Genomic DNA, 26,620 nt, shown 5'->3' on the forward strand with positions numbered 1-26,620 from the left:
AAACTGCTTCGCCGCCAGCGGCGCACCGCCCTCGTTCGTGAGGCGTATATAGTCGCCACCAACCAGAACTGTCAACAGTCATCGACGATGTTTTTGAACTTTTTACGACAGAAGTTTTGGCGACGCGGACTGCCCCAAGGGAACATTGGCATTGCCAAAAAGGAGCCCTATTGCCGCCGCATTGCCGTTCGACACCAAGGCCAACAAAGAAGGGCTCGGCGCGGCCCGCGAGGTGCCTTCCTATAAGAGCCAAAGCGGGGTCTGCGCATCACGGTTCGGAGCCTCCTACAAGAGGATAAAGACGCCTCTCTACAAGGGGCTGTAAAACAGAGCGTGTGCGTGGGGATTTCGCCGCTTCGTTGACTTCACTCGCCGTGACAGGCAAATGTCATGGCCCAACAGAAGCGAAAAGCCGTTCCGCCCGGGGAAGAAGCAGCCTTTCTGGATGCCAGACACGGAAGATGTCATAGCCGAACTCGGCAATGAGCCGCCGCTGATCGCGGATGGCCGCAGCGGCCCGCCCGACCGGCGCGAGGTTTCGGCGCGCTGGCTGTCGGGCACCTTTCTTACCGGCGTGACCTCGAGTGTGCTGATGGGCGTGGCGTTGTTTGCCGCCCTTGACGGCCGCCAGCAGCTGGCAACCCCGCCCGAAATCGCCGAATTGGCCCAGCTCGAAAGCGGCGGCGATTCCGGCGAGGTCGCCAAGACCACCAGGCTGGTGGCGCCGCGCCAGATCGCCAAGGCCAAGGACCGCCGGCGCATGGAAGTGTCGATGGTGACCAAGGTCGGTGACCGCGACGTTATCCACACCATGCCGTTCGTGCAGATCAAGATGGCGCTGGCCGCCGGCCACACCACCAACCGCGCCTATCCGCCTTTCGACCCGATGCAGGTGTTCGGCGACGATGGCGACTCGACGCCGGCGCAGCCGGCGACGGCTTCCGCAGTTGGGGGCCAGATCTACGGCGCCAAGGTCGAAAGCGAGATGAGCCTGAAGACGGTCGATTTCCCGGTCGAGACGGCCTCCTTCGACGAGAAAAGCGACCTGTCCGCCGACGAGGTGGAAAAAGTGGTGCGCGAAGCCGGCACCGACCTCAGCGACGGCGCCGTGCAGGTCGCCTCGCTGCATTATGTCGACCCGCAGCGATTCGGCGATGCCTTCGCCGAATCGATGGCCGGCTCCTACGACGTCAAGATCGTGCCGGAAAACGTCTCGGTGGCGCCGCGCGTCGCGCTCGACGACCAGACCCCGGCTTTCGCCGAGGAAATCATTCCCTTCACCAGGGACCGCGACATTGCCGAGGCTTTCGCTGATTCGGGCTATACGGGCGATGACGCCACCGGCATGGCGGAGGCGATCGGCAAGCTGCTCAACGCACCGGCGCTGAAGGCCGGAACCGTGCTGCGGGTCGGGCTCGAGGTACATGGCGACGCCGCCAAGGTCGTTCGCACCAGCGTCTATGACAAGACAATGCACATCGTCACCATCGCGCTCGACGACCGCGGCCAGTATGTGCCGGCGCAGGAACCGGAGCCGAACCCCGAATTGCTGACCGCGTTCGACGATTCGTCGGCACCGGTGGTGGTGCGCGGCAATCTGCCGAACGTCTATGACGGCATCTACCGCGCCGCCTATTCCTATGGCATGTCGAAGAAGCTGACCCAGCAATTGGTCAAGCTCCTGGCCTCCGGCGTCGACTTCCAGTCCAGGCTCAATCCATCGGACCGCATCGACGTGCTGTTCTCGCAGCCTGACGGCGACGACCAGGCCTCCGACGAATCGGAACTGCTCTATGTCTCGTCGACCTTCGGCGGCCAGACACGCAATTTCTACCGCTTCCAGATGCAGGACGGCTCGACCGACTATTTCGACGAGGATGGATCGAGCGCCGAGCAGTTCCTGCTGCGCAATCCCCTGCCGGCCGGGAAATTCCGCTCCGGCTTCGGCGCCCGCCGACATCCGATCCTCGGTTATGTCCGCATGCATACCGGCGTCGACTGGGCGGCGCCGATCGGAACGCCGATCATCGCCGCCGGCAACGGCACCATCGAAAAGGCCGGCTGGGCCGGCGGCTACGGCAAACAGATCATCATCCGCCATGCCAATGGCTACGAGACCTCCTACAATCACCAGAGCGCCTTTGCCAAAGGCATCGAACCGGGCGTTCATGTCCGCCAGGGCCAGACCATCGGCTTCCTCGGTCAGACCGGCCTCTCCACCGGTCCGCATCTTCACTACGAGCTGATCGTCAACGGCACCAAGGTCGACCCGATGCGCGTGCGTCTGCCGGTCGGCAAGGTGCTGAAGGGCGACGACCTGGTCGCTTTCAAGCGCGAGCGCGAGCGCATCGATGAACTGCTCAAGCAGGAAGACAGCAATCCGCTGAAGGTCGCGAGCGCCAAGATCGAAGGCTAATGCATGTCGCCCAGAAGTGTGCCGCGGCTCTGGGACAAGGACATGTGTCAAAACAAAGACTTAAAGCGCGTCGTATGAATCCGTTTCAGCGCGACGCGCTTTAAGCCGTCACACTCGACGCCGGCGAATCATAATCGCCCCATCAGAGCATTCCGAATCGGGTCGGCTCCGAATCAGGTCGACTGCTCCTCTTCGGCTCGTGACCAAGGCAGCTTTTGCCCCGAAACGGTGGCCCAGGCGATAATAGCGGCAAGGAGGCAAAGCACGGCCGTCACTGTCGACACGGCCGCGAACGCCGCATCGCTGGCGGCGAGCCGTGTTGCATCAAGGTCTGACGCCAGGCCGGCCAATGCCGGTTCTCCGAACCCCGGAATGCCCGGCCTGACGCTGGTATCGAGCATCGTCGAATAGACCCAGGCCGCGAGCGAGCCCATCGCCGCCACAGCAATCAGCCCGCCAATGCGCGAAACCGCATTGTTGATGCCGGAAGCGGCGCCGGTATCCTTGTCCTCGACCGCGGTCATGACCGCCGTCGACAGCGGCGACACCACCAGCGCCATGCCGAGCCCCATCACCGCCATCAGCGGAAAGATACCGGTCCAGAAATTGTGCATGCCGGCATGAGTGAGCAAAGCCAGCCCGGCAAAGGCGATGGCGACCACCAGGCAGCCGCTGGCGATCGGAAAACGCGGACCGATGCGATCCGACCACTGGCCGACGAGACCCGACAGCAGCGCGATCAACGCCGACAGCGGCAGGAAGATGAAACCGACCTCTTTGGTGCTCAGCCCCCATCCGGCGATCAACAGCATCGGCAGGTAGAACAGATTGGCCGACAGCGCGAAATACAGGAAGAAGGTGGCGAGGTTGGCGCCGGCGAAGGCGCCGATCCGAAACAGCTTGAGATCGATCATCGGCTCGCGCTGCCGAAGCTCGAAGACGATGAAGATGATAAGCAGCACGGCGCCTGCGGCGATGCTCGGCCCCGACATCAGCCCGCTGCCTTCGGCGCTCATCGAGGTCAGTCCGTAGGCAAGCGCCCCGAAGGCAAGCGTGGCGAGAGCGGCGCCGCCGAGATCGAGGCTTCGCTTCTCCGTCGGCGCGTCGGCGGGAATCTTGGCCAGCAGGAGATAGATCGAGATCAGCCCGAGCGGCAGGTTGACGGCGAAGATCGCCCGCCAGATACCGCCGCCAAAGGCCGACAGGACGAAGCCACCCAGCACTGGACCGAGCGCCGTCGTCAGCGCCGAGGCGGCGGCCCAGATGCCGATCGCCCGGCCGCGCTCCTTCTTCGGATAGGCCTTGGCGATGATGGCGAGGCTGCCCGGCACCATGATCGCCGCACCAAGGCCCTGAATGGCGCGAAAGGCGATGAGCACCAGCGCATTCGGCGCCACCGCGCAGGCCAGCGAAGCGACGATGAACAGCGCAATGCCGGCAACGAAGGCGCGCCTGAGGCCAAACCGGTCGCCGGCGGCGCCGCCGGCCAGAATCAGCGCCGACAGCGTCAGCGCATAGGCGTTGGAAATCCACTGGACCTCGGCCAGGCTGGCGCCGAGGTCCACGCGCATTGCCGGCATGGCAATGGCCAGGATCGACCCGTCGATGAAGCCGAGCGCTGACGCCAGGATCGCCGCTACCAGCACGAACTTGCGCTGCGACTGCGGGCAAAATGTACCGTTGGAAAGCGACCTGGTCAGGGGAACGGCTGCGGCTTCACTCGGAGACTTCATCAGCGCCTGCTTAGACTTGTTGCGGGCCGGCAACAACCAGCCAGCGCCCTGCGCTCATGAATCCAGCTTAGATGTCGGCCTGCCTTATGGGCTGGCCGACATCACTGCGCTGGAGCGCTCACTTGCTCCGCAACATCATCGGCCGAGGGACCGCCGACGAACTCGACGGTGACGCCCGGCGACACCAGCTTGGCCAGTTCACGCGCATCCCAGTTGGTCAGGCGCACGCAGCCATGGCTTTCGGTCTTGCCGATCTTGGAGGGATCGGGCGTGCCGTGAATGCCATAGGTCGGCTTGTCCAGCGCAATCCACACCGAGCCGACCGGGCCGTTCGGACCCGGCGGGATGGTCAGGATCTTGTCGTTCTGGCCCTGCTTGAAATTGATGCTGGGGTTGTAGGTGTAGTTCGGATCGAGCGCGACGCGCGACACCGTATGGGTGCCGGTCGGCGAGGGCGTGTCGGCTGAACCGATGGTGGCCGGATAGGCCGCGACCAGCTTGCCACCGGCGTCATAGGCGAACACCTGCTTCTTGTCCTTGTCGGCGACGATGCGGGCAACCGGCGTCGCCACCAGCCTGCCGAAATTGGCGACCTTGATGATGGTGCCGGGACGGCTGAAGTCGGCCTCGGGATTGAGCCCCTTCAGGTAGTTCTCGTCCATGTGGAACCGTTCGGCCAAGGCTTCGGTGACGGAGGTGTAAGCCATGCGGTCGAGCTGCGCCTTCTGGCTGTAATCCTCCGGTATCGAGGCGACATAAGGCCCGGCCGCGTCCTCGGGCGTGATCGTATAATTGGCGAAAGCATCGCCACCGGTTTGCGCCAGCGCAGCCTGGATGCCGACCGCGTCGGTCGAGCGCAGATTGCTGCCGGTGATCTGGTTATAGGCGGCAAGCGCCTTGTCGACATTGGAGCCGAAGCGCCCGTCGACGACGCCGGGTGAAGCGCCGGCGCGGTCGAGCAGCACCTGCAAGGCGGCTACATCCTGGCGTGCGCCGAGTGAAAGCGAGGGATCGACCACGGTCTTGCCACCGGCTTTCGGCGGCAGCGCGGCCTGGTCGGCGGGCGCCGCCGGTTCGGCGGGATCGATAGAGGCTTCGTTCAGCGGCTGGCGCTTGAGGGGCCGCGGTTCAGCGGATTTCGGCGCTTCCGGATAGGTGTCGCTGTCATTGGCATCATCCTGCGGAGCGGCCCCCAGGAATCTGTCGCTTTCAGGATCGTATTCATCAACCGGCGGGCCGGGGATTCGTCCCTGATCGTCCAGTTGCCTGCGGCGGAAACGCGCCATGTCTTCGGGATCGTCGAGATAGTAGCGGTCGTCGTCTTCGACCGGTGCGCGTCCAAGCTCACGTGCCCGCATTTCCCGGCGCAGCGCGCGGCGGTCGAGCCTGGTCTGCGGCGGCTGGATGGCAATGACCTTGCCGGTCTCGGCATCGACGATGACGCGGTTGCCCCTGGCGTCGTAATAGATGTCGAGATTGCCGTCCTGGGCAAGCACAATGCCGCCGCTATCGGCGGCGCGGACGGCCGGCAGTGCGTTGTCCACAGTCGGCGATGCCATGGCGCTGGACGTGAGCAGCCCGGCGGCGAGCACCGAAAAGGCAAGGATCGTGCGGAACATGGTGGTCAAACTCTCCGGTACTTACAGCGCCGCGCGTCCGTTTGGACGCGCAAAGGACGTTGTAACACTTCATGTCTGCGCATGATCCTTTCCGAAAATCGAATTTCGATTTTCGGGGTCATGCGTAATTGCCGCCGCCCGGCAGTGTTCCCACCAGAACGTTCTCGCCACCGTTTGGATGCGCAAGGAACGCCCTGATCGTCAAAAGCCTGCAGGCAAACCCCTTCGCCAGCAAACCACAACATAAGCTTTCCAACATGAACCGGGCATGAAGATGGCGGATTACTGGTTGCTACAGGCCCAATTCCTTGCGCGTCTGCTTCGTCAGCTTGAGGACGACGAGGCGGTGGCTTTCGCCGAGATAGTCCTTCAGCGCATCATCATCCATGCTCTGGCTTGTCTGACGCTGGATCCATTTCATGCCGCGCGAGGCGAGATAGGGCGCCGGCCGGCAGCCGGGCTGATCCTTCAGCACGTCATATGCCATCTCAGAGCATTTGAAGGTGACGAAGACGCCACCCTCCCGGTCATGGCCGGCGATGGTGAAGACCTTGCCACCGACTTTCCAGACATCGGCCCCGCCCCACTGCACGACGTGCGTCGTCTGCGGCAGCGAGGCGCAGAAGCTGTTGTAGTCGTCCAGCGTCATCTGCACCCCCGTCAAAGGATTGTTGTTTCATAAGAAAATGCCGCGCGTCCGGTCGGACGCGCGGCGTTGGATCAGGCTGCCGCGTCGGTCGGCACCACAGTGGGCCTGGACCGGAAATTCAACCGGTCGGAGCCGGCGGTGACCTTGACGGTCGAGCCGTCGAGTATCTCGCCAAGCAGGATTTTTTCCGCCAGCGGATCTTGCAGGTCCTTCTGCATCACCCGCTTCAGCGGCCGCGCGCCATAGGCCGGGTCGTAGCCCTTCGCCGCCAGCCAGTCGATCGATTCCTGGTCGAGCGACAGTGTGATCTTGCGGTCGACGAGCAGGCTTTCCAGCCGCTTGAGCTGGATCTCGACGATGCGGCCCATATCCTGCCGGCGCAGCCGGTGGAACAGGATCACCTCGTCGACGCGGTTGAGGAACTCCGGCCTGAACGAGGCTCTCACCACGCTCATAACCTCGTCGCGCACGGCATCGACATCCTGCTCTTCGCCGAGATTGACCAGATATTCGGCGCCGAGGTTCGACGTCATGACGATCAGCGTGTTGCGAAAGTCGACCGTGCGGCCCTGCCCGTCGGTCAGCCGCCCGTCGTCGAGCACCTGCAACAGGACGTTGAAGACATCCGGATGCGCCTTCTCGATCTCGTCGAACAGCACGACCTGATAGGGCCGGCGCCGCACCGCTTCGGTCAGCGCACCGCCTTCCTCATAGCCGACATAACCGGGAGGCGCTCCGATCAGCCGGGCGACCGAGTGCTTCTCCATGTATTCCGACATGTCGATGCGCACCATGGCGCTCTCGTCGTCGAACAGGAAATTGGCCAGCGCCTTGGTCAGTTCGGTCTTGCCGACGCCGGTCGGTCCGAGGAACATGAACGAGCCGATCGGCCGGTTCGGATCCTGCAGCCCGGCCCGGGCACGACGCACGGCCTTGGACACCGCCTGCACCGCTTCGCCCTGGCCGACGACTCGCTTGCCGATCTCGTCTTCCATGCGCAGCAGCTTGTCGCGCTCGCCCTGCAGCATCTTGTCGACCGGAATGCCGGTCCAGCGCGACACGATATGGGCGACGTGGTCGGGCGTGACCACCTCTTCGACCATGCCGGCCTTGCCGTCCTGGGCTTCGGCTTCCTTCAGCTTCTTTTCCAGTTCCGGGATCTTGCCATAGGCAAGCTCGCCGGCGCGCTGGAATTCACCCTTGCGCTGGGCAATGGCGAGGTCGTTGCGGGCCGCGTCGAGCTGCTTCTTGAGGTCAGCGGCGAGGCCAAGCTTCTGCTTCTCCGACTGCCATTTGGCGGTGATCTCGGTCGATTCCTCCTCGAGGCCGACGAGTTCCTTTTCGAGACGCGCGAGCCGGTCCTTTGACGCCTCGTCCTTCTCGACCTTCAGTGCCTCGCGCTCGATCTTGAGCTGCATGATGCGGCGATCGATTTCGTCCAGCGCCTCGGGCTTGGAATCGACCTGCATCCTCAGCCGCGACGCGGCTTCGTCGACAAGGTCGATCGCCTTGTCCGGCAGGAAACGGTCGGCGATGTAGCGGTTGGACAAGGTCGCCGCCGCGACCAGCGCCGAATCCGAGATGCGCACCTTGTGGTGCTGCTCGTACTTCTCCTTCAGGCCACGCAGGATCGACACGGTGTCTTCCACCGATGGCTCGTTGACGAAGACCGGCTGGAACCGGCGGGCAAGGGCCGCGTCCTTCTCGACATGCTTCCTGTATTCATCGAGCGTGGTCGCGCCGACGCAGTGCAGTTCGCCGCGCGCCAGCGCCGGCTTCAACAGGTTCGAAGCGTCCATGGCGCCATCGGCCTTGCCGGCGCCGACCAGCGTGTGCATCTCGTCGATGAACAGGATGATGCCGCCGGCCGCCGAGGTGACTTCGTTGAGCACGGCCTTCAGCCGCTCCTCGAACTCGCCGCGATATTTGGCGCCGGCAATCAGCGCGCCCATGTCGAGCGCCATCAACTGCTTGTCCTTCAGCGATTCGGGCACGTCGCCATTGACGATGCGCAGCGCCAGACCTTCGGCGATCGCCGTTTTGCCGACGCCCGGCTCGCCGATCAGCACCGGGTTGTTCTTGGTACGCCGCGACAGCACCTGGATGGTGCGGCGGATCTCGTCGTCACGGCCAATCACAGGGTCGAGCTTGCCGGCGCGGGCATCGGCGGTGAGGTCGCGCGCGTATTTCTTCAGCGCGTCATAGCCCTGCTCGGCGCTCGCCGAATCGGCGGTACGGCCCTTGCGGACGTCGTTGATCACCTGGTTCAGCGCCTGCGCTGTGACGCCGGCCTTGGACAGGATATCGGCCGTCTTGGCCGACTTCTCCATCGCCAGCGCCTGCAGCAGCCGCTCGACCGTGACAAAACTGTCGCCGGCTTTCTTGGCCAATTCCTCGGCGGTCGAAAACACCTTGGCCAGCGGCTGCGCCAGATAAAGCTGGCCGTTGCCGCCTTCCACCTTCGGCATGGCCTCAAGGGCGGTCTCGACGCCAAGCTTGACGTCGCGCACGTTGCCGCCGGCGCGCTCGATCAGCGAGGCGGCCAGCCCCTCATCGTCATCGACGAGGACCTTCAGCATATGTTCGGGAGTGAATTGCTGGTGATTGCGCGAGAGCGCCATGGTCTGGGCGGACTGAATGAATCCGCGGACGCGCTCGGAGTATTTCTCGAGGTTCATATCTGTCTCCTTCCATCACCGGCCCGCTTTGCGGCACCGGATCAGATTGCGGTGACGGACCCGCTCATCCGAGCCGGGTCCAGTTCACGCCAGATATGGGGCGCAAGCCATTGCCGCTCAAGACGTCCGGCTGATGATATTGCATGGCCGAGCAAACGAAAACGGCGGAGATTTCTCTCCGCCGTTTCATCGACTTATGTCTTGTGGGTCAGTTGTTGGCGTCGACGGCGAACGGGTCGCCGGCAGGGCTTTCGGCCGGCGCCGCATCAACCACGTCAACAGCGGCAGCGCTCTCGCCGGCGCCATCCACCACCTGGCCACCACCAGACTGTTCGTCACCGACCTGATCGGCATTGTTGCGCGGGCGGCGCGGACGCCGCGGGCGACGGGCAGCGCCGCTCTCGGCGGCTGCCTCATTGAGTTCGGCCCGGGCGGCAAGAGCCGCCGGCGACAGGTTTTCGTACAGCGGCGCCGACTCGGAGAAACCGCTCTCGGCTTCGGGCTCAACCGCGGAAACGGTTTCCGCCTGTGCCGGGGTTTCGGTGAAGCGCTGCTGGTCGCCGCGCTGGCCGTTCTGCTCGCCACGCTGGGCAAAGTCGCCACGCTGGTCGTTCTGGCCATAGCCGCCATTGGGGCGGCGGTCACGGTTGCGGCCATTGTTGTCGCGGCCGTTGTTGTTGCGGCCATTATTGTCACGGCCATTATTGTCACGGCCACTGTTGTTCTCGCGGCCGTTTTCCTGGCCGTATGCGAGTTCGGCCGGCGTGCCCTCAATCGTCGGCTGCGGACCGTTGCCGTGGTTCGCCATCGGCGCTTGCGTCTCGCCGCCATTGCCGCTGCCGGCATTGTCAAAATCGTCGCGATCTTCATCGTCGTCGAATTCGTCGCGGTTCTGCGGGGCATTCTGGATCGGCATCTGCGCCTGTGCGGCGGCAATGATGCGGTTGTAGTGCTCGGCGTGCTGGAGGTAATTTTCCGCCATAACCCGGTCGCCGGAGCTTTGCGCATCACGGGCCAGAGTGGCGTATTTTTCGGCGATCTGCTGAGCCGATCCACGGATTTTCACGTCCGGGCCGTTGCTCTCGTAATTGCGCGTCAGGGGATTTGGGCCCTTGCGGTTGTTGTTGTTGTTATTGTTGTTGCCACCGCCGCCGCCATTGTTGTTGCGACCGCGCATGCGCCTGTTCTGCTGTTGTGGCCTCATAAGACTCTCTTCATTTTGAAATTTTCGAAAAACGTTTCACGAACGGAGGCGCTCATGCAGCCAGCCGTTTCGTTTCTTCACCGGCGTTCGCCCGCATCAATTGCGTTGGCGCCACGTGTCATCCTGTTCCGGTTACATCACTTGCCGGACGATTCCCGCACGAAGCTTGGGCGTCGTTTGCGCAAGAAGGCAGCTATTTCCGAGGAAAACCGAATCGCTAAGAGCACTGCCTGCTTCGTCTCATCCGGTTAGGGCGGACCCTAGCCGCATTCCCCGGCATTGCCAAGCGCTTTTTTGCACTGCGTCAAGGCTTTCCCTGTTCAAACATAAGAACCCTGTCGTTTCCGCCAAGGTCGACAAATGCCCCGGCCAGCCTGTAGCCGGCTGCCGCGAATATGTCTTTGACCTCATTGCGCTGCGTGTGGCCGATCTCGACCGCTATCTTGCCTTGTGCTTCCAGAAACTTTGCCGCCTCGGCGGCGATGATCCTGTAGGGGTCAAGACCGTCCACACCGCCATCAAGGGCTCTGTGCGGATCGAAATCGCGGACCTCGTCCTGCAGATTTCCAATGTCTCCAGACGGTATATAGGGAGGGTTTGCGGCAATTACATGGTATCGGCCCGAAACTTTTTCGAACCAGTCGGACTGCAGCCCCACGAACCGGCCGGCGAGTCCAAGTTGCTCGGCATTGCGTATCGCGGTTGCCAGCGCGTCGTGCGAAATATCGACCCCGGTGGCGGTCGCGGCCGGAACCGCGCTGAGCAGCGCCAGCGCTATCGCGCCGGTACCGGTGCCGAGATCGAGGATACGGCATTCCCCCAGCCTTTCGGCCGTCGCGCCGGCAAAAGGCAGGATCGCCTCGACCAGCGTTTCGGTGTCCGGCCGCGGCTCCAGCGTTTCCGGCGACAGCGACAGCCGCAGGCCGTAAAACTCGCGAAACCCGAGGATGCGGTGCACCGGTTCGCCGGCCATGCGGCGCTGCAGAGCAGCGCCGATTGCGGCAACCGCACCCGCATGGACCGTCCGTTGCGGGTCGGCGATCGCCTGCGTCCGGTCCGTGCCGGAAAAATGTTCGACGATCAGCCTGGCATCCAGCGCCGAGTCGGAAAGGCCGGCCGCGGCAAGCCGCTCCCGCGCCACCCGCAACAACGGCCCGAGCGCGCCGGGCAACATGTCAGCCATCGAGGCCAATATCGGCGAGCAGCTTCGACTGATGGTCGGCAATCAGCGCATTGATGACCTCATCGAGCTCGCCCATCATCACCCGGTCGAGCTTGTAGAGCGTCAGGTTGATACGATGGTCGGTAAGGCGGCCCTGCGGGAAATTGTAGGTACGGATGCGCTCCGAACGGTCGCCCGAACCAACCTGCGATTTGCGTGACTCCGAGCGCTCCTCGTCCGCCTTGCTGCGCTCGAGGTCGTAAAGCCGCGCACGCAGAATCTGCATGGCTTTCGCCCGGTTCTGATGCTGCGACTTCTCCGCCTGCACCACCATGATACCGGTCGGCAAATGGGTGATGCGCACGGCCGAATCGGTGGTGTTGACGTGCTGGCCACCCGAACCCGAGGCGCGCATCGTGTCGATGCGGATGTCTTCGGCGCGGATGTCGATGTCGACCTCTTCGGCTTCCGGCAGAACGGCCACCGTCGCCGCCGAAGTGTGGATGCGCCCGCTGGCCTCGGTCGCCGGCACGCGCTGCACGCGGTGCACGCCGGATTCGAATTTCAGATGGGCAAAGACGCCCCTACCGGAAATGGTGGCGATGATTTCCTTGAAGCCGCCGGCATCGCCGTCGCTGGCCGACACCGTCTCGAAGCGCCAGCCGCGTTCGGCGGCATAGCGCTCATACATGCGAAACAGGTCGCCGGCGAACAATGCCGCCTCATCGCCGCCGGTGCCGGCGCGGATTTCAAGGATGGCGTTCTTGTCGTCGGCCGCGTCCTTGGGCAACAGCAGGATCTGGATGTCCTTCTGCAGCTCTTCGATTCGCGCTTCGACGCCCGGCAAATCTGCCTCCGCCAGGGCCCGCATCTCTGCGTCGGTGCCCTTGTCGGCAAGCATCGCCTCGAGGTCGGCTTGCTCGCGCTCGACTGAGCGCAGTTCCCTGACCTTGGCCACCATGTCCTGCAGCTCGGCATATTCGGAAGCCATCTTCACATAGGCATCGGCTGCCGGGCCGGCCGACATCTGCGCTTCGAGCATCTCGAAACGCTTGACGACCTGATCCATACGCTCGCGGGGAAGATTGACCATGGCTAATGCTATAGCGGGATGGAGCGGTCGTCGGCGAAGGCCTGCAGCAGCGCCCGCATCGGCAGCCCTTGAGCTGGCGCCATCAGATTGTCGGCAAAGAAAGCCTCCAATTCCTCCAGTGGCAGTTCGGTCAACATCGCCTTGACCGGGCCGATCGAGGCTGGAGACATCGAGATCGAGCGGTAGCCGAGGCCGATCAGCGCCATGGCGGAAATGGGTTTTCCGGCAAGCTCGCCGCACAGCGTCACCGGCGTGTGGTTGCGAACCCCGGCGTCGGCGATCTGCTTCAGAACCCGCAGGAACGGCGTCGACAGCGTGTCGAAGCGGTCGGAGAGCTGCGTGTTCCCCCGATCGACCGCCATGACGAACTGGAACAGGTCGTTGGAGCCGACCGAGACGAAATCGACCGCCTTCATCAACTCGTCGAGCTGGAACAGCAGCGACGGCACTTCCAGCATGGCGCCCACCTTGAGGCTGGTCGGCAGATGGTGGGCAAAGCGGGAGAGATGCCGCACTTCGCGGTCGATGATCTCGCGCGCCTGGGCGATTTCGCCGAGCTCGGTCACCATCGGCAGCATCAGCTTCAGTTCGCGCCCGCCGCAGGCCTTCAGCAGAGCGCGGATCTGGGTCCTGAGCAGACCCGGCCGGTCGAGCGTCAGCCGGATCGCGCGCCAGCCGAGCGCAGGGTTTTCTTCCTGGACAGCGCCCTTGAAGTAGGGCAGCACCTTGTCGCCGCCGATGTCGATGGTGCGGAAGGTGACCGGCTTGCCACGCGCCGCGTCCAGCACGTCGCGGTAGAGCCGCTCCTGCGCCTCGGCGCGCGGGAAGGTCGAGGCGACCATGAACTGCAATTCGGTGCGGAACAGGCCGATGCCGGCCGCACCCGCCTCGGCCAGCTGCGGCAGGTCGACGGCCAGGCCCGCATTCATCAGCAGGTCGACCTGGACGCCGTCCTTGGTCACCGACGGCTTCTTGCGCAGTTCCCGGTAGACTTCCTGCCGGCGCGCCCGGAAGCGCACTTTTTCGGCATAGGCAGCTTCGAGGTCGGGCTGCGGCCGCAGATGGATGGTGCCTTCCTCGCCGTCGACGATGATGGCATCGCCGTTTTCCGCCATGGAAACGGCGCCCTTCATCTGGCCGGCGACCGGAATGCCCATGGCGCGCGCTACGATGACGACATGGCTGGTGGCAGCGCCGTCTTCCAGCACCACGCCGCGCAGCTTGTCCCTGGGATAATCAAGCAGTTCGGCCGCGCCCATCGAGCGCGCGACCAGGATGGCATCCTTCGGCAGTGACGCCGCGACGTCGTCAGGCCCGCGCCCCATCAGCTGGCGCAGCAGCCGGTTGGCGAGATCGTCGAAGTCGCTCATCCTCTCGCGCAAATAGGGATCGGTCATGTGCAGCATGCGGGCGCGCATGTCGCTCTGCACCTTTTCCACCGCCGCTTCCGCCGTCAGGCCGTTGCGGATCGCCTCTTCCAGCCGGCGCACCCAGCCGCGGTCGTTGGCAAACATGCGATACGCCTCGAGCACCTCGCGATGTTCTCCCTCGAAGGCGACATCGCGCCGCTCCAGCATGTCGTCGATGGAAAGCCTGAGCGAACCGAGCGACGTCTCCAGCCGGCGCACCTCTTCCTCACTGTCCTCGTTGAACAGATTGGTGACGACGATGCGTGGCTCATGCAGCACGACATGGCCGAGGCCGACACCCTCGTTGAAGGACAGGCCGGTAAAGCTGACGGGACGGCGCAGGTCGAGTTCGAGGCCGGGCCGGGTCAGGCGCGCGAGATCGCCGGTGGCGATCATCTCGGCGATCACCATGGCGGTCGTTTCCAGCGCCTCGACCTCGTCGTCGCGGTAGTGGCGCATGGTCTTGTTCTGCACCACCAGCACGCCGAGCGTGCGCCCTGCCCTTAGTACCGGCACGCCTAGGAAGGAATTGTAGATCTCTTCGCCGGTCTCCGGCAGGTAGGCGAAGGCCGGATGTTCCTGCGCATTGGAGAGGTTGAGCGGCCGCGCGCTGGCGGCAATGGTGCCGACGAGGCCCTGCCCCAGCCGCAGCTGCGCCAAATGGACGGCGTTCGGGTTCAGACCTTCGGTGGCATAGAGTTCGAGCACCGAATCGGCGCGCAGCACATAGAGCGAGCAGACCTCGGCGACCATGTTGGAGGCGATGTCGCGCACGATCCGGTCGAGCCGCTCCTGCGGCTCCAGCGGCTCCTGCATGAGCTCGCGGAGCCGTTTCAGCAGAACGCGCGGGCCACTGGCCGTATCACGCATCGCGGCTTCTTCTCCAATGGGCATTTTGCCCGCCGCAGTTTCCACTGCCACCGGCGCACACGCAACAACTCAAATCGCTCTCGCTACTGCTTATCCAGACCGTACACGGAATGCAAAGTGCGAACCGCGAGTTCCGTGTAGGGACCGTCGATCAGTATCGAAATCTTGATCTCGGAGGTGGTGATGGCGCGGATGTTGATCGCCTTGTCGGCCAGCGCCTTGAAAGCGGTGGCGGCCACACCGGCATGGCTGCGCATGCCGATGCCGATGACCGAAACCTTCGACATGCCGGCTTCCGACTGCACCACGTCATAGCCGATCGAAGCCTTGAGACGCTCCAGCACGGCCAGCGCCTTGTCCACGTCGCCGGACGGCACGGTGAAGGTCATGTCGGTGAACTTGCCGTCCTCTGAGATGTTCTGGACGATCATGTCGACGTTGATGTTGGCCTCGGCCAGCGGGCCGAAAATGCCGGCGGCAACGCCCGGGCGGTCGCCGACGCGGCGCAGAGAAATCTGCGCTTCGTCCTTGGCGTAGGCAATTCCGGTGACGACCTGCTGTTCCACGATCTCTTCCTCGTCGCAAATGAGCGTTCCCGGAGGATTGAGCAAATCCCCCATTCCGGGCGCATCGGGATCGTCGAAGGACGACCGCACGAACGTACGCACCCTGTGCACCATGGCAAGCTCGACCGAGCGCACCTGCAAGACCTTGGCGCCGAGCGAGGCCATTTCGAGCATTTCCTCGAACGAAATCTTGTTGAGCCGCCGCGCCTTCGGCTCGATGCGCGGATCGGTGGTGTAGACGCCGTCGACATCGGTGTAGATGTCGCAGCGGTCGGCCTTGACCGCCGCGGCAATGGCCACCGCGCTTGTGTCGGAGCCGCCGCGGCCGAGCGTGGCGATGCGGTTGTCCGGGCCGATGCCCTGGAAGCCGGCGACGACAGCCACCTGGCCCTCGCCGAAGCGCTTGATCAGGAACGCGCCGTCAATTTCGAGGATGCGCGCCGCGCCATGCGCGTTGTCGGTCTTGATCGGGATCTGCCAGCCCTGCCAGGAGCGGGCATGGACGCCCATATTCTGCAGTGTGATCGCCAGCAGGCCGGCAGTCACCTGCTCGCCCGAGGCGACCACGGCGTCATACTCGCGCGCGTCGTGCATGGGCGAGGCTTCGCGCGTCCAGCCAACCAGTTCATTGGTCTTGCCCGCCATCGCCGAAACCACGACAGCGACCTCATGGCCGGCATCGACCTCGCGTTTGACGTGACGCGCCACATTGCGGATGCGGGCGATGTCGGCGACGGAGGTTCCGCCGAATTTCATCACGATGCGCGCCATGGAAGCGAAATGCCTTTGACTGAAGCCGGCCCAGGACCGAAAGGGGAAGTAAGCGCTCGACAGAAGCCGGCCGCTGAATGCGCGCCTCCTTAGCCAAATGATCACGGTTTCGCAAGGCTGGCGGCGGATGCCGGCTTCAGGATCGCGGCATATTGCGTTCGGCCCCGCCGCCGCTTACCAAATGCTGCCCGCGGGAAACTCCTTTTGGTCCGGCATATCGAATGATTGTTCGCCTTCGACGCGCCATGCGGTGGCAATCGCTGCCGCTGTTCATCGGCTTCGCCGTGCTGGCGTTGATCGTCGGCACACGCGCCGTGCTGGTCGAGACCCAGAGAGCCAATCGTGAGGCCGCGCGCGAGGCGGTCGAGTATCAGGAATTGCTTTCCGGTTTGCTTGCGATGGCTCAGGAGGCCGAGACCAGCCAGCGCGGCTATCTCCTGACCGGCGAGAAATCCTACCTCCAGCCTTATCGGCAGGCGGTCGACGCCATTCCGGGCCAGCTTGCCCGCATCGACGGCATGACCGCGCCGGACGACGAACTCGTGCAGCAGATCAACCACGTCAAGGACGCGCTTTCACAAAACCAGGCCGAATTGGCTGAGACGATTGCACTCTACGATCGCGGCGATGCGGCAAAAGCTCTGGAACTGGTCCGCAGCGGCCAGGGCAAGGCCGCCATGGACCAGATCCGGGCCAGCATGGACACGATCCGGCGCATTGGCGGCGCAGCCATCGCCGCGCGCGACGCTCATACCGACCGGGTCGAAAACTGGCTGCGAATCGGCTCGATAGCGGCGCTGCTGGCGATCTTCCTGCTTGGCGCCTACACGGTTCGCCTTTCGCGCCGCCGGTTCCGCGCAGTGGCCATCGCCCAGGAAGAGCTGATGCGCAAGAACATCGAGCTCGGCAACGAAATTCAGACGCGTGAAAAGGCCGAATCGCAGATCCGCCAGATGCAGAAGATGGAGGCTGTGGGCCAGCTGACCGGCGGTATCGCCCACGATTTCAACAACATGCTGGCGGTGATCATCAGCGCCATGAACCTCGCCCAGCGCAAGCTGGCGCGGGGCGAGCACGACATCATGAAATTCATCGAAGCGGCGACCGATGCGGCGACCCGGGCCGCAAACTTGACGTCACGGCTGCTTGCCTTCTCGCGCCAGCAGCCGCTCGCGCCTCAGGTTGTAGACGCCAATCGTCTGGTCGCCGGCATGTCGGACCTGCTTCGGCGGGCGCTCGGCGAAACCATCCGCATCGAAACCGTGCTGGCTGGCGGCCTGTGGAAGACCCATGCCGATTCGAGCCAGCTCGAAAATGCCATTCTCAATCTGGCGGTCAATGCGCGCGACGCCATGGGCGAGGACGGCAAGATGACCATCGAGACCGCCAACAGCCACCTCGACGAGGGCTACGCCGCCACCCATGCCGAGGTCAAAGCCGGCCAGTATGTAATGATTGCGGTCAGCGACACCGGCGCCGGCATGCCGGCGGACGTCATGGAGCGGGCTTTCGAGCCATTTTTCACCACCAAGCCGGTCGACAAGGGCACCGGCCTCGGGCTGAGCCAAGTGTTCGGCTTCGTCAAACAGTCCGGCGGACACGTCAAGATCTACTCGGAACCCGGCCAAGGCACCACGATCAGGATCTACCTGCCGCGCTTCTTCGGCCCGGAAGAGGACGCGATATCTTCGGAACGAGCCGGAAATCCTGCCGTGCCGGTCACCGAAACCATCCTTGTCGTGGAGGACGATCCACGCGTGCGGGCTTCCACCACCGATGCCATGCGCGAACTCGGCTACACCGTCATTCATGCCGCAAGCGGCCAGGAAGCGCTGGAAAAGCTGGGCGACAACCCTGGTGTGGCGCTCATGTTCACCGATATCGTCATGCCGGTGATGAATGGGCGCAAGCTCGCCGAGGAGGCGCTGGCGCGCATGCCGAAGCTGAAGGTGATCTTCACCACCGGCTTCACCAGGAACGCCGTCGTCCACAATGGCGTGCTCGACCATGACGTGCATTTCCTGGCCAAGCCCTTCACCATCGAGCAGCTGGCGGCGAAATTGCGCGACGTGCTGGACGCAAGATGACCGAGACCCTGGAAATCGTCACCTTTCGCCTCAAGCCTGGAGCGGAAGCGGCCTTTGCCGCCGCCAACAACCTGGTCGCCGACTGGCTGGCGCGGCAACCTGGTTTCGTAAACCGCTGCCTGGCGCGGCGGGACGATGGCGGATGGGTCGATGTGGTGCGCTGGCGAAGTCGCGAGCAGGCTCTCGCCGCCGCGGGCCGCATCATGGCCGAGATCGGCGATTGCGAAGCGATGCGGGCCATCGATCCCGCAAGTGTTGCGATGGAACATTCGGCAATTGTGATCTCGAGGCCATAGGTCGACTAGCCAGCAGTCGCAAAAACCGTCCTTGACTTTCTTGCCCCGGCACCCGACTTCCTAGCGTCCGAGGAGACCCGCCCCATGCCAGAGGCCCGACGATCGACAATCGATGCCGGAGAAGTGGAACGCTTTTCCGCGCTTGCCGCCGAATGGTGGAACCCGAACGGCAAATTCCGTCCGCTGCACAAATTCAACCCGGTCCGGCTTGCCTATATCCGGGACCAGGTGGCGGCGCGCTTTGGCCGCGATCCGCGGGCGGCGCGGCCGTTCGAAGGCCTGCGTTTCCTCGATATCGGCTGCGGCGGTGGGTTATTGTGCGAGCCGATGGCAAGGCTTGGCGCCGAAGTGGTCGGCGCCGACGCCTCGGCAACCAACATCGAGGTGGCGAAGCTGCACGCGGCCGAAGGCGGCGTGACGGTGGATTATCGCGCTACGACCGCTGAGGATTTGGCCGATTCCGGCGAGAAATTCGACGTCGTCCTCAACATGGAAGTTGTCGAGCATGTTGCCGATGTCGACCTGTTCATCGGCAAGTGCGGCGAGATGGTCAAGCCCGGCGGCATCATGTTCGTGGCTACCATCAACCGCACGCTGAAGGCACTGGGCCTGGCCATCATCGGCGCCGAATATGTGCTGCGCTGGCTGCCGCGCGGCACCCACCAGTTCGGCAAGCTGGTGCGGCCCGAAGAGCTTGAAAAGGCGCTCGGCAGCGCCGCCATGACCATCATCGACCGCACCGGCGTGACCTACAATCCTCTCGCCGACCGCTGGGCACGCTCCAAGGACATGGACGTCAACTATATGGTGCTGGCGGAAAAACGATCGGTCTGAACGAAAGGGGGCGGCCGTGGACACTATGAGGGCCCGAGAGCTGGCGCTCGATCTTCCCGAAACGGTCGAGCAATCGCATTTCGGCAAGGCTGACTTCCGCGTCCGCAACCGTATCTTCGTCTCGCTGCCCGAAGCCGACCGTGCTGTCGTCAAGCTCGACCGCGACCAGCAAGAGATGATGGCCGCGGCTGAGCCATCGGTTTTCAGGCCCGTGACAGGCGGCTGGGGCCAAAAGGGATGGACGTCGATCATGCTCGAAGCCTGCGACGAACAGACATTCCGCAGCGCCGTTCGGACGGCCTGGCGAAACGTCGCCCCGCCGGCGCTACGGAAGCGCCTCGACGCGAGCCAAATTTAAGCTTGAGCAGTTCGAGCAAAGTGTGAAGCGGTTTTCCCGGGAAAAGCGCATAGCGCTTTGCCTAGGGAATTGCGTAAACCAAAGACCCTATGCCTTCTGGCTCTGCGCCTTGGTGGTGATGATCACGCCGATGGTGATGATCACCGCGCCGGCCCAGGTCAGCAACTGGTAGTGCTCGCCGAGGAAGATGGTTCCGGCAAACAGGCCGACGGCCGCCGCCACATAGCCGATCTGGCTGAGATAGACCGGACCGCCCACGGCCTGCAGCCGGAAGAAGAAGGCAAACATCGCCGAGGCCGAAGCGACCTGCGCCACGACAACCAGCGGCACGGCGCCAAGCGGGGCGAAGGCACTGAGGCCGAACAGCGCGAGAATGCCGATCAGCAGCAGCGTCGCCGAGGCCAGGTGGCTGCCGACGGCCAGTTCGATCGGACCGGTGCCTTCGGGCCAGTCGACGGTGCGATAGATATTGCCGGCGGCAAGGCTGACCGGGATCAAAAGTCCGACCAGTACCCAGAAGAAATCGGCCGGCTGGCCGGCCTCGCCGCGCGTCACCGCCACCATGACGGCGCCGATGAAGCCGACGGCGATACCGATACTGCCGAGTATATTTGGCCGTCGAACGCCAAGCAGGATCGAAAACACCAGTGTGATGACCGGCGACAGCGTGAACATGATGCCGGTATAGCCGGCGCCGAGATGCGGGATAGCCGAAAACATCAGCAGATTGGGCACGGCGTAGGACACGGCGGCGGTGATGAAGAAATAGCGCAGTCTGTGCGGGGTCAGCCGCATGCGCTCGCCGTTCGCGAGCAACGCGCACAGCAGCACGCCCCCGGCGCCGAACGAGATGACGAAGGCCCAGACCATGGCCGGAACGCCGGCAGCCGTCGCCAGCTTGCCGAACGGCAGGGTCAGGCCGAGCAGGCCGCCGGTGACGACCAGCAGGCCAAGCGCCGATTCCCAGAGAAATTTCATCGGATGGTCCCGTCACTCACTTGCGGCACTGGGTCGAAACTGTATCTTGAGGTAGCATACCACAAAGATTCTTAACGTCAAGATACTTAGCGGTGAGACAGATGGATCGCGCGGCAAAGGCGGTGGAGCAATGGAAGCGGGAACGGCCGGACCTGGAGGTGTCGCCAATGCTGGTGCTTGGGCGGCTGAACGAAGCCTCGTCGCTAATCGCCCGCGAGCGCCTCGCCCCGCTGTTTGCCCGTTTCGGACTGCAGGCCGGCGAATTCGATGTGCTGGCGACGCTGCGCCGCTCCGGCCAGCCCTACGCGCTGACACCGACCGCTCTATACGAGGCGACGATGGTGACCTCCGGCGCCATGACCAACCGGCTCGACCGGCTTGAGAAGGCCGGACTGATCCTGCGCGGCCCGCACCCCAACGACCGGCGTGGCATTGTCGTGCAACTGACCGAAAAAGGTCTGGCCTTGATCGACGAAGCCCTGACCGCCCACGTCGCCAACGAGCATGAAATCCTCGCCGGGCTCACCGGCACGGAGCGGGGGGCACTGGCTCAGTTGCTTGGCAAATTGATCGATAGCGCCAGCTGATCGCTCAATTGCGCTCCTCGGGAAAACTCGGGATCGGCATGAAATCGATGCCATCCTCGGCCAAGCTCTTGGCTTCGTCCAACGTCGCCTCGCCATAGATGCCGCGCGCATCGCTCTCGCCGAAATGGATCTTGCGCGCTTCTTCGGCAAACTTGTCGCCGACATAGTCGGCATTCTCGCGCACCTTCTCGGCCATCGCCTTCAGTTGCGCCAAAGCCTGCTTCTGGGTTTCGCCCATGGCCAGCGCAATTGTTTCCTGCTTCCGCGCGGTGGAGACGGCTGGCGCCATCAGCGCCTTTTGCACCTTGTGCGAGCCGCAGCTCGGGCAATCGACGAAGCCGCGCTTCCTCTGCGTGTCGAAATCGTCATTGCTGCGAAACCAGCCCTCGAATTCGTGCTCGTGCTCGCAGATCAGGGCAAAGCGGATCACGAAGCCGCGCCCCTGAGCCGCGGCACTTCAGCCGTGCCGGCATTGACGGCAAAATCGCGCGCATTCCTAAGGTTGGGGATTTTTTTGCGCGCGGCCGACGACTGTGCGGTATCGATCTCGCCGATAATCACGCCCGGCTCGGCATGGACGGCCTCGGCGATGATGCGACCCCACGGGTCGACGATCAGCGAATGGCCATAGGTCTCGCGGCCGTCCTCATGCAGGCCACCTTGTGCTGCAGCAACCACATAGGCGCCGTTCTCGATGGCGCGGGCTCGCAGCAGCACATGCCAGTGCGCTTCGCCGGTCTGGCGGGTGAAGGCGGCAGGCACCGACAAGAGGTCGGCGCCGGCCATCGCCTCGGCGCGGAACAGCTGCGGAAAGCGTAGATCGTAGCAGACGGCAAAGCCCAGCCTGGCGCCGTCGATCTCGGTGACGACCGCTTCGGTGCCCGGCTCATAGGCGGCGGATTCGCGCCAGCTTTCGCCATTGTCGAGATCGACGTCGAACATGTGGATCTTGTCATAGGTGGCGAGCGTCGCGCCATCCGGCCCAAACAGCAGCGCCCGGTTGGCGAGCTTGCCGTCGGCGCGCAGGATGGCGGTAGAGCCAATATGCAAGAAGACGCCGAGTTCGCTGGCGAGCTTGCGCGCGGTCGCCACGACGATGTCCTTGTCTTCCGAGGTGAAGGAAGCAGCCCTGGCTTCCTTGTCGCGAATCAGCGCTCCGGTCATTTCCGGGGTCTGGATGTAGGTTGCACCGAGGCCTGCCGCCTCGCGAACCAGCCGTTCGAGATCGACCGCGTTGCGCTCGGGGCTCTCGCCCGAACGCATCTGGATCGCCGCCGCCTTGAAAACACCCATCGTCACGTCCTCTTTGAGCAATTCCAGGAAAAGTGTGTACCGGTTTTCCGTCCGAAATTGCATAAAAACAAAGACATAGAGCGGCCCTACGAACCGCTCTTTGTCGTCGAGCCGTTGGCAAGCAGCCTGTCCAGCTGGCCCCGCGCCTCCAATTCGTGGAGGTCGTCGGAGCCGCCGACATGCGTGTCGCCGATGAAAATCTGCGGAAAGGTCGAGCGGCCATGCGCCCGCGAAATCATTTCCTGGCGCAATTCCGGCGAAAACGAAGCGTCATGCTCGGTGTAAGCGACGCCCTTGCGTTCGAGCAGCCGCTTGGCCGCCGCGCAATAGCCGCACATCATACGGGTGTAAATCGTCACATCGAGCATCGGTCCGTGCCTTTCCTCGACCTTATATAGTCGCGGACTCGTCGGCCCGAAAGTCCCCCGGCAGGACACGCGCGAAGGTCAGCACATCGACCGCTCCGGCGCCGCCCTTCTTCAGCGCCCTGGCGACCGAGCGTACGGTGGCGCCGGTGGTGTAGACATCGTCGACCAGAAGCACGCGGCGCCCAGTGATCTCGATTTCGGCTTCCGCAGGCACACGGAAGGCGGCGCGGACATTGGCCTCGCGCTCCTGCCGCTCCAGCCCGACCTGCTGGCGCGTGAGCTTGACGCGCCGGACCGCCGAGGGCGAGAAAGGCAGCCCGCTAAGCTGCGCAACCGCCCTTGCCAACTCCGCCGACTGGTTGAACTGCCGGCGAAAGAAGCGCCGCCAGTGCAGCGGCACCGGTACGACGACATCGGCGTCTGCAATTAGCTCAGCGCCGGCGCGCAGCATCCAGCGCGCCATCCACGGCGCCAGATCGGTGCGATCCTGGTATTTCAGACCTTGCACCATCTGGCGGGCGACACCTGAATAGGCCACGGCCGCCCGCGCCCGCTCGAACGGCGGCGGATCGGCGATCGCCTCGGCCGACAGGAATCCCTCGCCCATATCGTGCGTGAATGGCGTGCCCATCACCGCGCACCATGGCCGCTCCAGCAGCCTGAGTTTCGGCCAGCAGGCACCGCACAAAACGCCGGGTTGCGAGACGTGCCTGCGACAGCCGGCACAGACCGGCGGGAACAGCATCCGCGCCGGCCAGTCCAACATGGCCAGTTTCAACATGGTTTGAGCGAGGCTCTTGATCTCCATCACCGGATCGGCCACGTGGTTTTGACGTCCGCGCCAGGATATCACTAGACGGACAAACAGGGATGTCTACCGTTGCAGCCGATCATCGATACTGAACTTTGGCTGGTGCGCAAGCGCAGGGCGCTGGCCCACCCCGTAGCCGGCGCGGATTTTCTGATGCGGCGGGCGGCGGAAGACCTTGCCGACCGGCTCGGCGCGGTCGAGCGGAAATTCGGCAAGGCCGCGGTGCTGTTTTGCCAGACGCCGGACGCAACGGACGTGGTCGCTGCAAGCGGCAAGGCAGCGGAGATCGTGCGCGTCGAGGCAGATCCAGCGTTTCTGGACGGCCGGCCAGGGCTGATAGCACCGCTGGAAACAGTGCCGTTCCAGCCGGAAAGCCTCGACCTCGTCGTTTCACTTCTGTCGTTGCAGGCGATGAACGACATTCCCGGCATGCTGGTGCAGATCCGCCGCGCTCTGCGGCCCGACGGGCTTTTCCTCGGCGCCTTTGCCGGCGCCGGCACGCTTTCCGAATTGCGCGAAAGCCTGCTCGCCGCCGAGACCGAACTCTGTGGCGGCGCCAGCCCGCGTGTCATCCCCTTCACCGATGTTCGCGACGCCGGCGCACTGCTGCAGCGCGCCGGACTGGCGCTGCCGGTGGCCGACGTCGAAACGGTGACCGTCCGCTACGATACCCTCTTCGACCTCATTGCCGATCTCAGGGCGATGGGCGAAACCAGCGCGCTGACTGATCGCAGCCGGCGACCGGGAGCGCGAAAGCTTTTTACCCGTGCCGCCGAAATCTATGCCGAACGCTTTTCGGACGCTGATGGCCGCATCAGGGCAAGCTTTTCCATCGTCTGGATGTCGGGCTGGGCGCCCGATGCCTCGCAGCAAAAGCCCTTGAAACCGGGTTCGGCGAAGGTCTCGCTGAAGACGATACTGGAAAACCCCGGCGGGCGGTGACGGCGCTCCGGATCAATGCTTGGCGAAGGCGTTTGCGAGCCTGCTGTTGTTGTCGCTGAACAGAAACTGGATCGCATTGCTGGCCTTGCCGACACCCCCGACGATGGCAAGCGACAGCACCGCAACGATCAGGCCATATTCAATGGCCGTGGCGCCTGTTTCGTCCTGCAAAAATCGGCGCAGCAATGGCTTCATGATCGTCGATCCCTCTCATCCCCGACCATATCGCCGACCTGTTAAGAAAGGTTAACGGCACAAGCTTAACAGGCTGTGAAATGGGCCTGCGTTGAGGAAGTTCTCAAGGTGGTGTCGACCTTGTTGGTCAGCAGTCGCCGCTGCGTTGGCCGTCGGCGCGGATGATGCAGACTGAGCGCGGTGAGGGCTGCAGCACGCTTCTGCGCAGCGTATAGGTGGCCCGCGAGCCGATCGAACCCGTGCTCATCGGGTCGAGACCGCCTGCAAGAGCATCGCGGCTGGATGATCGCGTCTGGTTGTCCAGCACGGGGACCGCGATCAGCGCCAGCGCCACTGCGGCCGAGCCGAACAACAGCGTGACGCGCAATAAGCCGACGCCGGCGGCGCGAAAGCTGCGATCTGGCCGGATCGAGTCCCATTCCCTGTCGAGGCTCATGCAATCGCTCCCCGCGAACCCGCTTTGCCGCAATTTTTCACGACGAGATAAATCTTCCATTAACGCTGGCTAGATCAGACCGCGAAATGGCTTTGTATCACAACAGGTCGATGAGGAACTGGATTAGCGGCGCGTCGGCCGGCGGCATGGGATAGTCGCGCATCTGCTTTGGCCGCACCCATTTCAACGCCTGCCCTTCCCTGGGCTGCGCGATGCCGCGGAAGCGGCGGCAGACGAACAGGGGCATCAGGAGATGGAAATCATCATAGGAATGGCTGGCGAAGGTGAGCGGCGCCAGGCAAGGAATGTCAGTCTCGATGCCGATTTCTTCCTGCAGTTCGCGGATCAGGCATTGTTCCGGCGTCTCGCCTGGCTCTACCTTGCCGCCGGGAAATTCCCACAGGCCGGCAAGCTGTTTGCCCTCGGGCCGCTGCGCCAGAAGCACCCGCCCATCGGTATCGACCAGCGCGCACGCGGCGACCAGCAGCAGGCGTTTGCCGGTGATCTCGCTCATGCGCCCGGCGGCCGGCGATAGTGGTAGCGATAGACTTCGTCGAAGCCCAGCGAGCGATAGAGCGCCAGCGCCGGCGCATTGCCGGCCTCGACCTGCAGCCAGGCTTCGCGAGCGCCACGCAGCCTCGCCCACTTCAGCGCCGACAGGATCAGGTTGCGGCCATGGCCCTGATTGCGCGCCGACTTGGCGGTGGCGATCTCGAACAGACCGGCAAGATCGCCGTCATGGACGCAGATCAGCACCGCCAGAGGGTCGGCCCCTTCCTCCAGCGCAAACAGCCCGACTTCGGGTTGGATAGCGCCGATGATTTCCGAAAGACCGGGCCGCAGCGATGCATCCGAGCCGCTGACCTTGAGCGACGCGCCGAGAAAGCGGCTGATATCCTTCAGCGGAATCTGGTCCATGGCCGGCGCCAGTTGCGCGTCCGCCAGCGGCAGCCGCATCACCAGGGATTCGTCGAATGTGCTCCAGCCCTCATTGTCGAGATGCTTGGCTAGGTCCGGCCCCGACAGCGGCGAGATGCGGAAGGTCAGCGGCCTGCCATAGGCGTCGAAGCGCCGGCTGGCGCGGCCGATGCGCTCGGCAATGTGCTGGGTGTCGCCGGGATCGAGCGGGTTGACCGAGTTCAGCCGCTTGGCCGGATGGCCGGCTGTCAGCCGCACCACCCAGGTGCCGTCATAATGCACGGCCGCCGCCGGCCAGGCGCGAAACCCCGCAGCCTCGTAGCGGCGCACGATGGCGAGCATGCTTG

At 63.9% G+C, this 26,620-nt stretch carries 25 protein-coding genes; 7 read left to right on the forward strand and 18 right to left on the reverse strand.

Annotated features, from left to right (window positions below; translation table 11 throughout):
- The first annotated feature begins 445 nt into the window (after positions 1 to 445).
- A complete protein-coding gene (locus NKJ58_RS19355; protein WP_352853633.1) occupies positions 446 to 2,416 on the forward strand; it encodes a M23 family metallopeptidase in 1,971 nt (656 codons plus the stop codon).
- Between the two features lie 173 nt (positions 2,417 to 2,589).
- Here NKJ58_RS19355 and NKJ58_RS19360 read toward each other — a convergent pair whose 3' ends face one another.
- From NKJ58_RS19360 to NKJ58_RS19400, 9 genes are all read right to left on the reverse strand, one after another.
- Complete coding sequence (locus tag NKJ58_RS19360) at positions 2,590 to 4,149, reverse strand: MFS transporter (protein ID WP_023686665.1); 1,560 nt, start codon at positions 4,147 to 4,149, stop codon at positions 2,590 to 2,592.
- Between the two features lie 101 nt (positions 4,150 to 4,250).
- Positions 4,251 to 5,768, reverse strand: a complete 1,518-nt coding sequence (locus NKJ58_RS19365) for a L,D-transpeptidase family protein (protein ID WP_023743066.1) — start codon at positions 5,766 to 5,768, stop codon at positions 4,251 to 4,253.
- A gap of 292 nt (positions 5,769 to 6,060) precedes the next feature.
- Entirely contained in the window at positions 6,061 to 6,417 is a 357-nt protein-coding gene (locus NKJ58_RS19370) for an MmcQ/YjbR family DNA-binding protein (protein WP_023685771.1), read from the reverse strand.
- Positions 6,418 to 6,488: 71 nt separating this feature from the next.
- The gene (clpB, locus tag NKJ58_RS19375; protein ID WP_023685772.1) at positions 6,489 to 9,095 is read right to left on the reverse strand and encodes an ATP-dependent chaperone ClpB; all 2,607 of its coding nucleotides are present in this window, start codon (positions 9,093 to 9,095) and stop codon (positions 6,489 to 6,491) included.
- 208 nt (positions 9,096 to 9,303) lie between these two features.
- Complete coding sequence (locus NKJ58_RS19380; protein WP_352518485.1) at positions 9,304 to 10,299, reverse strand: DUF4167 domain-containing protein; 996 nt, start codon at positions 10,297 to 10,299, stop codon at positions 9,304 to 9,306.
- A gap of 304 nt (positions 10,300 to 10,603) precedes the next feature.
- Entirely contained in the window at positions 10,604 to 11,482 is an 879-nt protein-coding gene (gene prmC, locus NKJ58_RS19385) for a peptide chain release factor N(5)-glutamine methyltransferase (protein ID WP_352853636.1), read from the reverse strand.
- The gene (prfA, locus tag NKJ58_RS19390; protein WP_023672971.1) at positions 11,475 to 12,554 is read right to left on the reverse strand and encodes a peptide chain release factor 1; all 1,080 of its coding nucleotides are present in this window, start codon (positions 12,552 to 12,554) and stop codon (positions 11,475 to 11,477) included. Before prfA ends, prmC begins: the two co-directional genes overlap by 8 nt.
- A gap of 8 nt (positions 12,555 to 12,562) precedes the next feature.
- The gene (gene ptsP, locus NKJ58_RS19395; RefSeq protein ID WP_023672972.1) at positions 12,563 to 14,833 is read right to left on the reverse strand and encodes a phosphoenolpyruvate--protein phosphotransferase; all 2,271 of its coding nucleotides are present in this window, start codon (positions 14,831 to 14,833) and stop codon (positions 12,563 to 12,565) included.
- Between the two features lie 83 nt (positions 14,834 to 14,916).
- The gene (locus tag NKJ58_RS19400) at positions 14,917 to 16,170 is read right to left on the reverse strand and encodes an aspartate kinase (RefSeq protein ID WP_023672973.1); all 1,254 of its coding nucleotides are present in this window, start codon (positions 16,168 to 16,170) and stop codon (positions 14,917 to 14,919) included.
- Between the two features lie 245 nt (positions 16,171 to 16,415).
- On the opposite strand from NKJ58_RS19400, the gene NKJ58_RS19405 reads away from it, so the two are divergent.
- From NKJ58_RS19405 to NKJ58_RS19420, 4 genes are all read left to right on the forward strand, one after another.
- The gene (locus tag NKJ58_RS19405; protein ID WP_352853638.1) at positions 16,416 to 18,257 is read left to right on the forward strand and encodes a CHASE3 domain-containing protein; all 1,842 of its coding nucleotides are present in this window, start codon (positions 16,416 to 16,418) and stop codon (positions 18,255 to 18,257) included.
- Entirely contained in the window at positions 18,254 to 18,553 is a 300-nt protein-coding gene (locus tag NKJ58_RS19410) for an antibiotic biosynthesis monooxygenase (RefSeq protein ID WP_023685779.1), read from the forward strand. The genes NKJ58_RS19405 and NKJ58_RS19410 overlap by 4 nt, the downstream gene beginning before the upstream one ends.
- A gap of 84 nt (positions 18,554 to 18,637) precedes the next feature.
- The gene (gene ubiG / locus NKJ58_RS19415; RefSeq protein WP_023672976.1) at positions 18,638 to 19,387 is read left to right on the forward strand and encodes a bifunctional 2-polyprenyl-6-hydroxyphenol methylase/3-demethylubiquinol 3-O-methyltransferase UbiG; all 750 of its coding nucleotides are present in this window, start codon (positions 18,638 to 18,640) and stop codon (positions 19,385 to 19,387) included.
- A 25-nt stretch (positions 19,388 to 19,412) separates the two neighbouring features.
- On the forward strand, positions 19,413 to 19,745 hold the full coding sequence (locus NKJ58_RS19420) for an MmcQ/YjbR family DNA-binding protein (RefSeq protein WP_023685781.1): 333 nt from the start codon (positions 19,413 to 19,415) through the stop codon (positions 19,743 to 19,745).
- A gap of 87 nt (positions 19,746 to 19,832) precedes the next feature.
- On the opposite strand, the gene NKJ58_RS19425 is transcribed toward NKJ58_RS19420, so the two are convergent.
- Positions 19,833 to 20,723, reverse strand: coding sequence for a DMT family transporter (locus NKJ58_RS19425; protein ID WP_352853640.1), 891 nt, complete (start codon positions 20,721 to 20,723; stop codon positions 19,833 to 19,835).
- A gap of 101 nt (positions 20,724 to 20,824) precedes the next feature.
- Here NKJ58_RS19425 and NKJ58_RS19430 point away from each other — a divergent pair, with 101 nt between their 5' ends.
- Positions 20,825 to 21,310 (forward strand): MarR family winged helix-turn-helix transcriptional regulator, encoded by a 486-nt coding sequence (locus NKJ58_RS19430; RefSeq protein WP_023672979.1) that lies wholly within the window; start codon positions 20,825 to 20,827, stop codon positions 21,308 to 21,310.
- A gap of 4 nt (positions 21,311 to 21,314) precedes the next feature.
- Here the strand turns inward: NKJ58_RS19430 and NKJ58_RS19435 are convergent, their stop codons facing one another.
- From NKJ58_RS19435 to NKJ58_RS19450, 4 genes are all read right to left on the reverse strand, one after another.
- Positions 21,315 to 21,740: a DUF1178 family protein gene (locus tag NKJ58_RS19435; protein WP_023685783.1), complete on the reverse strand. Its 426-nt coding sequence runs from the start codon at positions 21,738 to 21,740 to the stop codon at positions 21,315 to 21,317.
- Positions 21,737 to 22,603, reverse strand: a complete 867-nt coding sequence (locus NKJ58_RS19440) for a carbon-nitrogen hydrolase family protein (RefSeq protein WP_023804565.1) — start codon at positions 22,601 to 22,603, stop codon at positions 21,737 to 21,739. Before NKJ58_RS19440 ends, NKJ58_RS19435 begins: the two co-directional genes overlap by 4 nt.
- 86 nt (positions 22,604 to 22,689) lie before the next feature.
- The gene (grxC, locus tag NKJ58_RS19445; protein WP_023804564.1) at positions 22,690 to 22,971 is read right to left on the reverse strand and encodes a glutaredoxin 3; all 282 of its coding nucleotides are present in this window, start codon (positions 22,969 to 22,971) and stop codon (positions 22,690 to 22,692) included.
- A gap of 22 nt (positions 22,972 to 22,993) precedes the next feature.
- Positions 22,994 to 23,779, reverse strand: a complete 786-nt coding sequence (locus NKJ58_RS19450) for a ComF family protein (RefSeq protein WP_196814971.1) — start codon at positions 23,777 to 23,779, stop codon at positions 22,994 to 22,996.
- 72 nt (positions 23,780 to 23,851) lie between these two features.
- Here NKJ58_RS19450 and NKJ58_RS19455 point away from each other — a divergent pair, with 72 nt between their 5' ends.
- The gene (locus NKJ58_RS19455) at positions 23,852 to 24,724 is read left to right on the forward strand and encodes a methyltransferase domain-containing protein (RefSeq protein ID WP_286454826.1); all 873 of its coding nucleotides are present in this window, start codon (positions 23,852 to 23,854) and stop codon (positions 24,722 to 24,724) included.
- A 12-nt stretch (positions 24,725 to 24,736) separates the two neighbouring features.
- On the opposite strand, the gene NKJ58_RS19460 is transcribed toward NKJ58_RS19455, so the two are convergent.
- From NKJ58_RS19460 to NKJ58_RS19475, 4 genes are all read right to left on the reverse strand, one after another.
- On the reverse strand, positions 24,737 to 24,919 hold the full coding sequence (locus NKJ58_RS19460; RefSeq protein WP_023686678.1) for a Flp family type IVb pilin: 183 nt from the start codon (positions 24,917 to 24,919) through the stop codon (positions 24,737 to 24,739).
- A 127-nt stretch (positions 24,920 to 25,046) separates the two neighbouring features.
- Positions 25,047 to 25,355: a hypothetical protein gene (locus NKJ58_RS19465; RefSeq protein WP_023714957.1), complete on the reverse strand. Its 309-nt coding sequence runs from the start codon at positions 25,353 to 25,355 to the stop codon at positions 25,047 to 25,049.
- 97 nt (positions 25,356 to 25,452) lie between these two features.
- Positions 25,453 to 25,869: an 8-oxo-dGTP diphosphatase MutT gene (mutT, locus tag NKJ58_RS19470; protein WP_023685791.1), complete on the reverse strand. Its 417-nt coding sequence runs from the start codon at positions 25,867 to 25,869 to the stop codon at positions 25,453 to 25,455.
- Positions 25,866 to 26,615 carry a GNAT family N-acetyltransferase gene (locus tag NKJ58_RS19475; RefSeq protein WP_023713717.1) on the reverse strand — a complete coding sequence of 250 codons (750 nt, stop codon included), beginning with the start codon at positions 26,613 to 26,615 and terminating at the stop codon, positions 25,866 to 25,868. Before NKJ58_RS19475 ends, mutT begins: the two co-directional genes overlap by 4 nt.
- Positions 26,616 to 26,620: the final 5 nt, after the last annotated feature.

The sequence above is a fragment of the Mesorhizobium sp. M0139 genome (assembly GCF_040322455.1).
Lineage (GTDB): Bacteria > Pseudomonadota > Alphaproteobacteria > Rhizobiales > Rhizobiaceae > Mesorhizobium.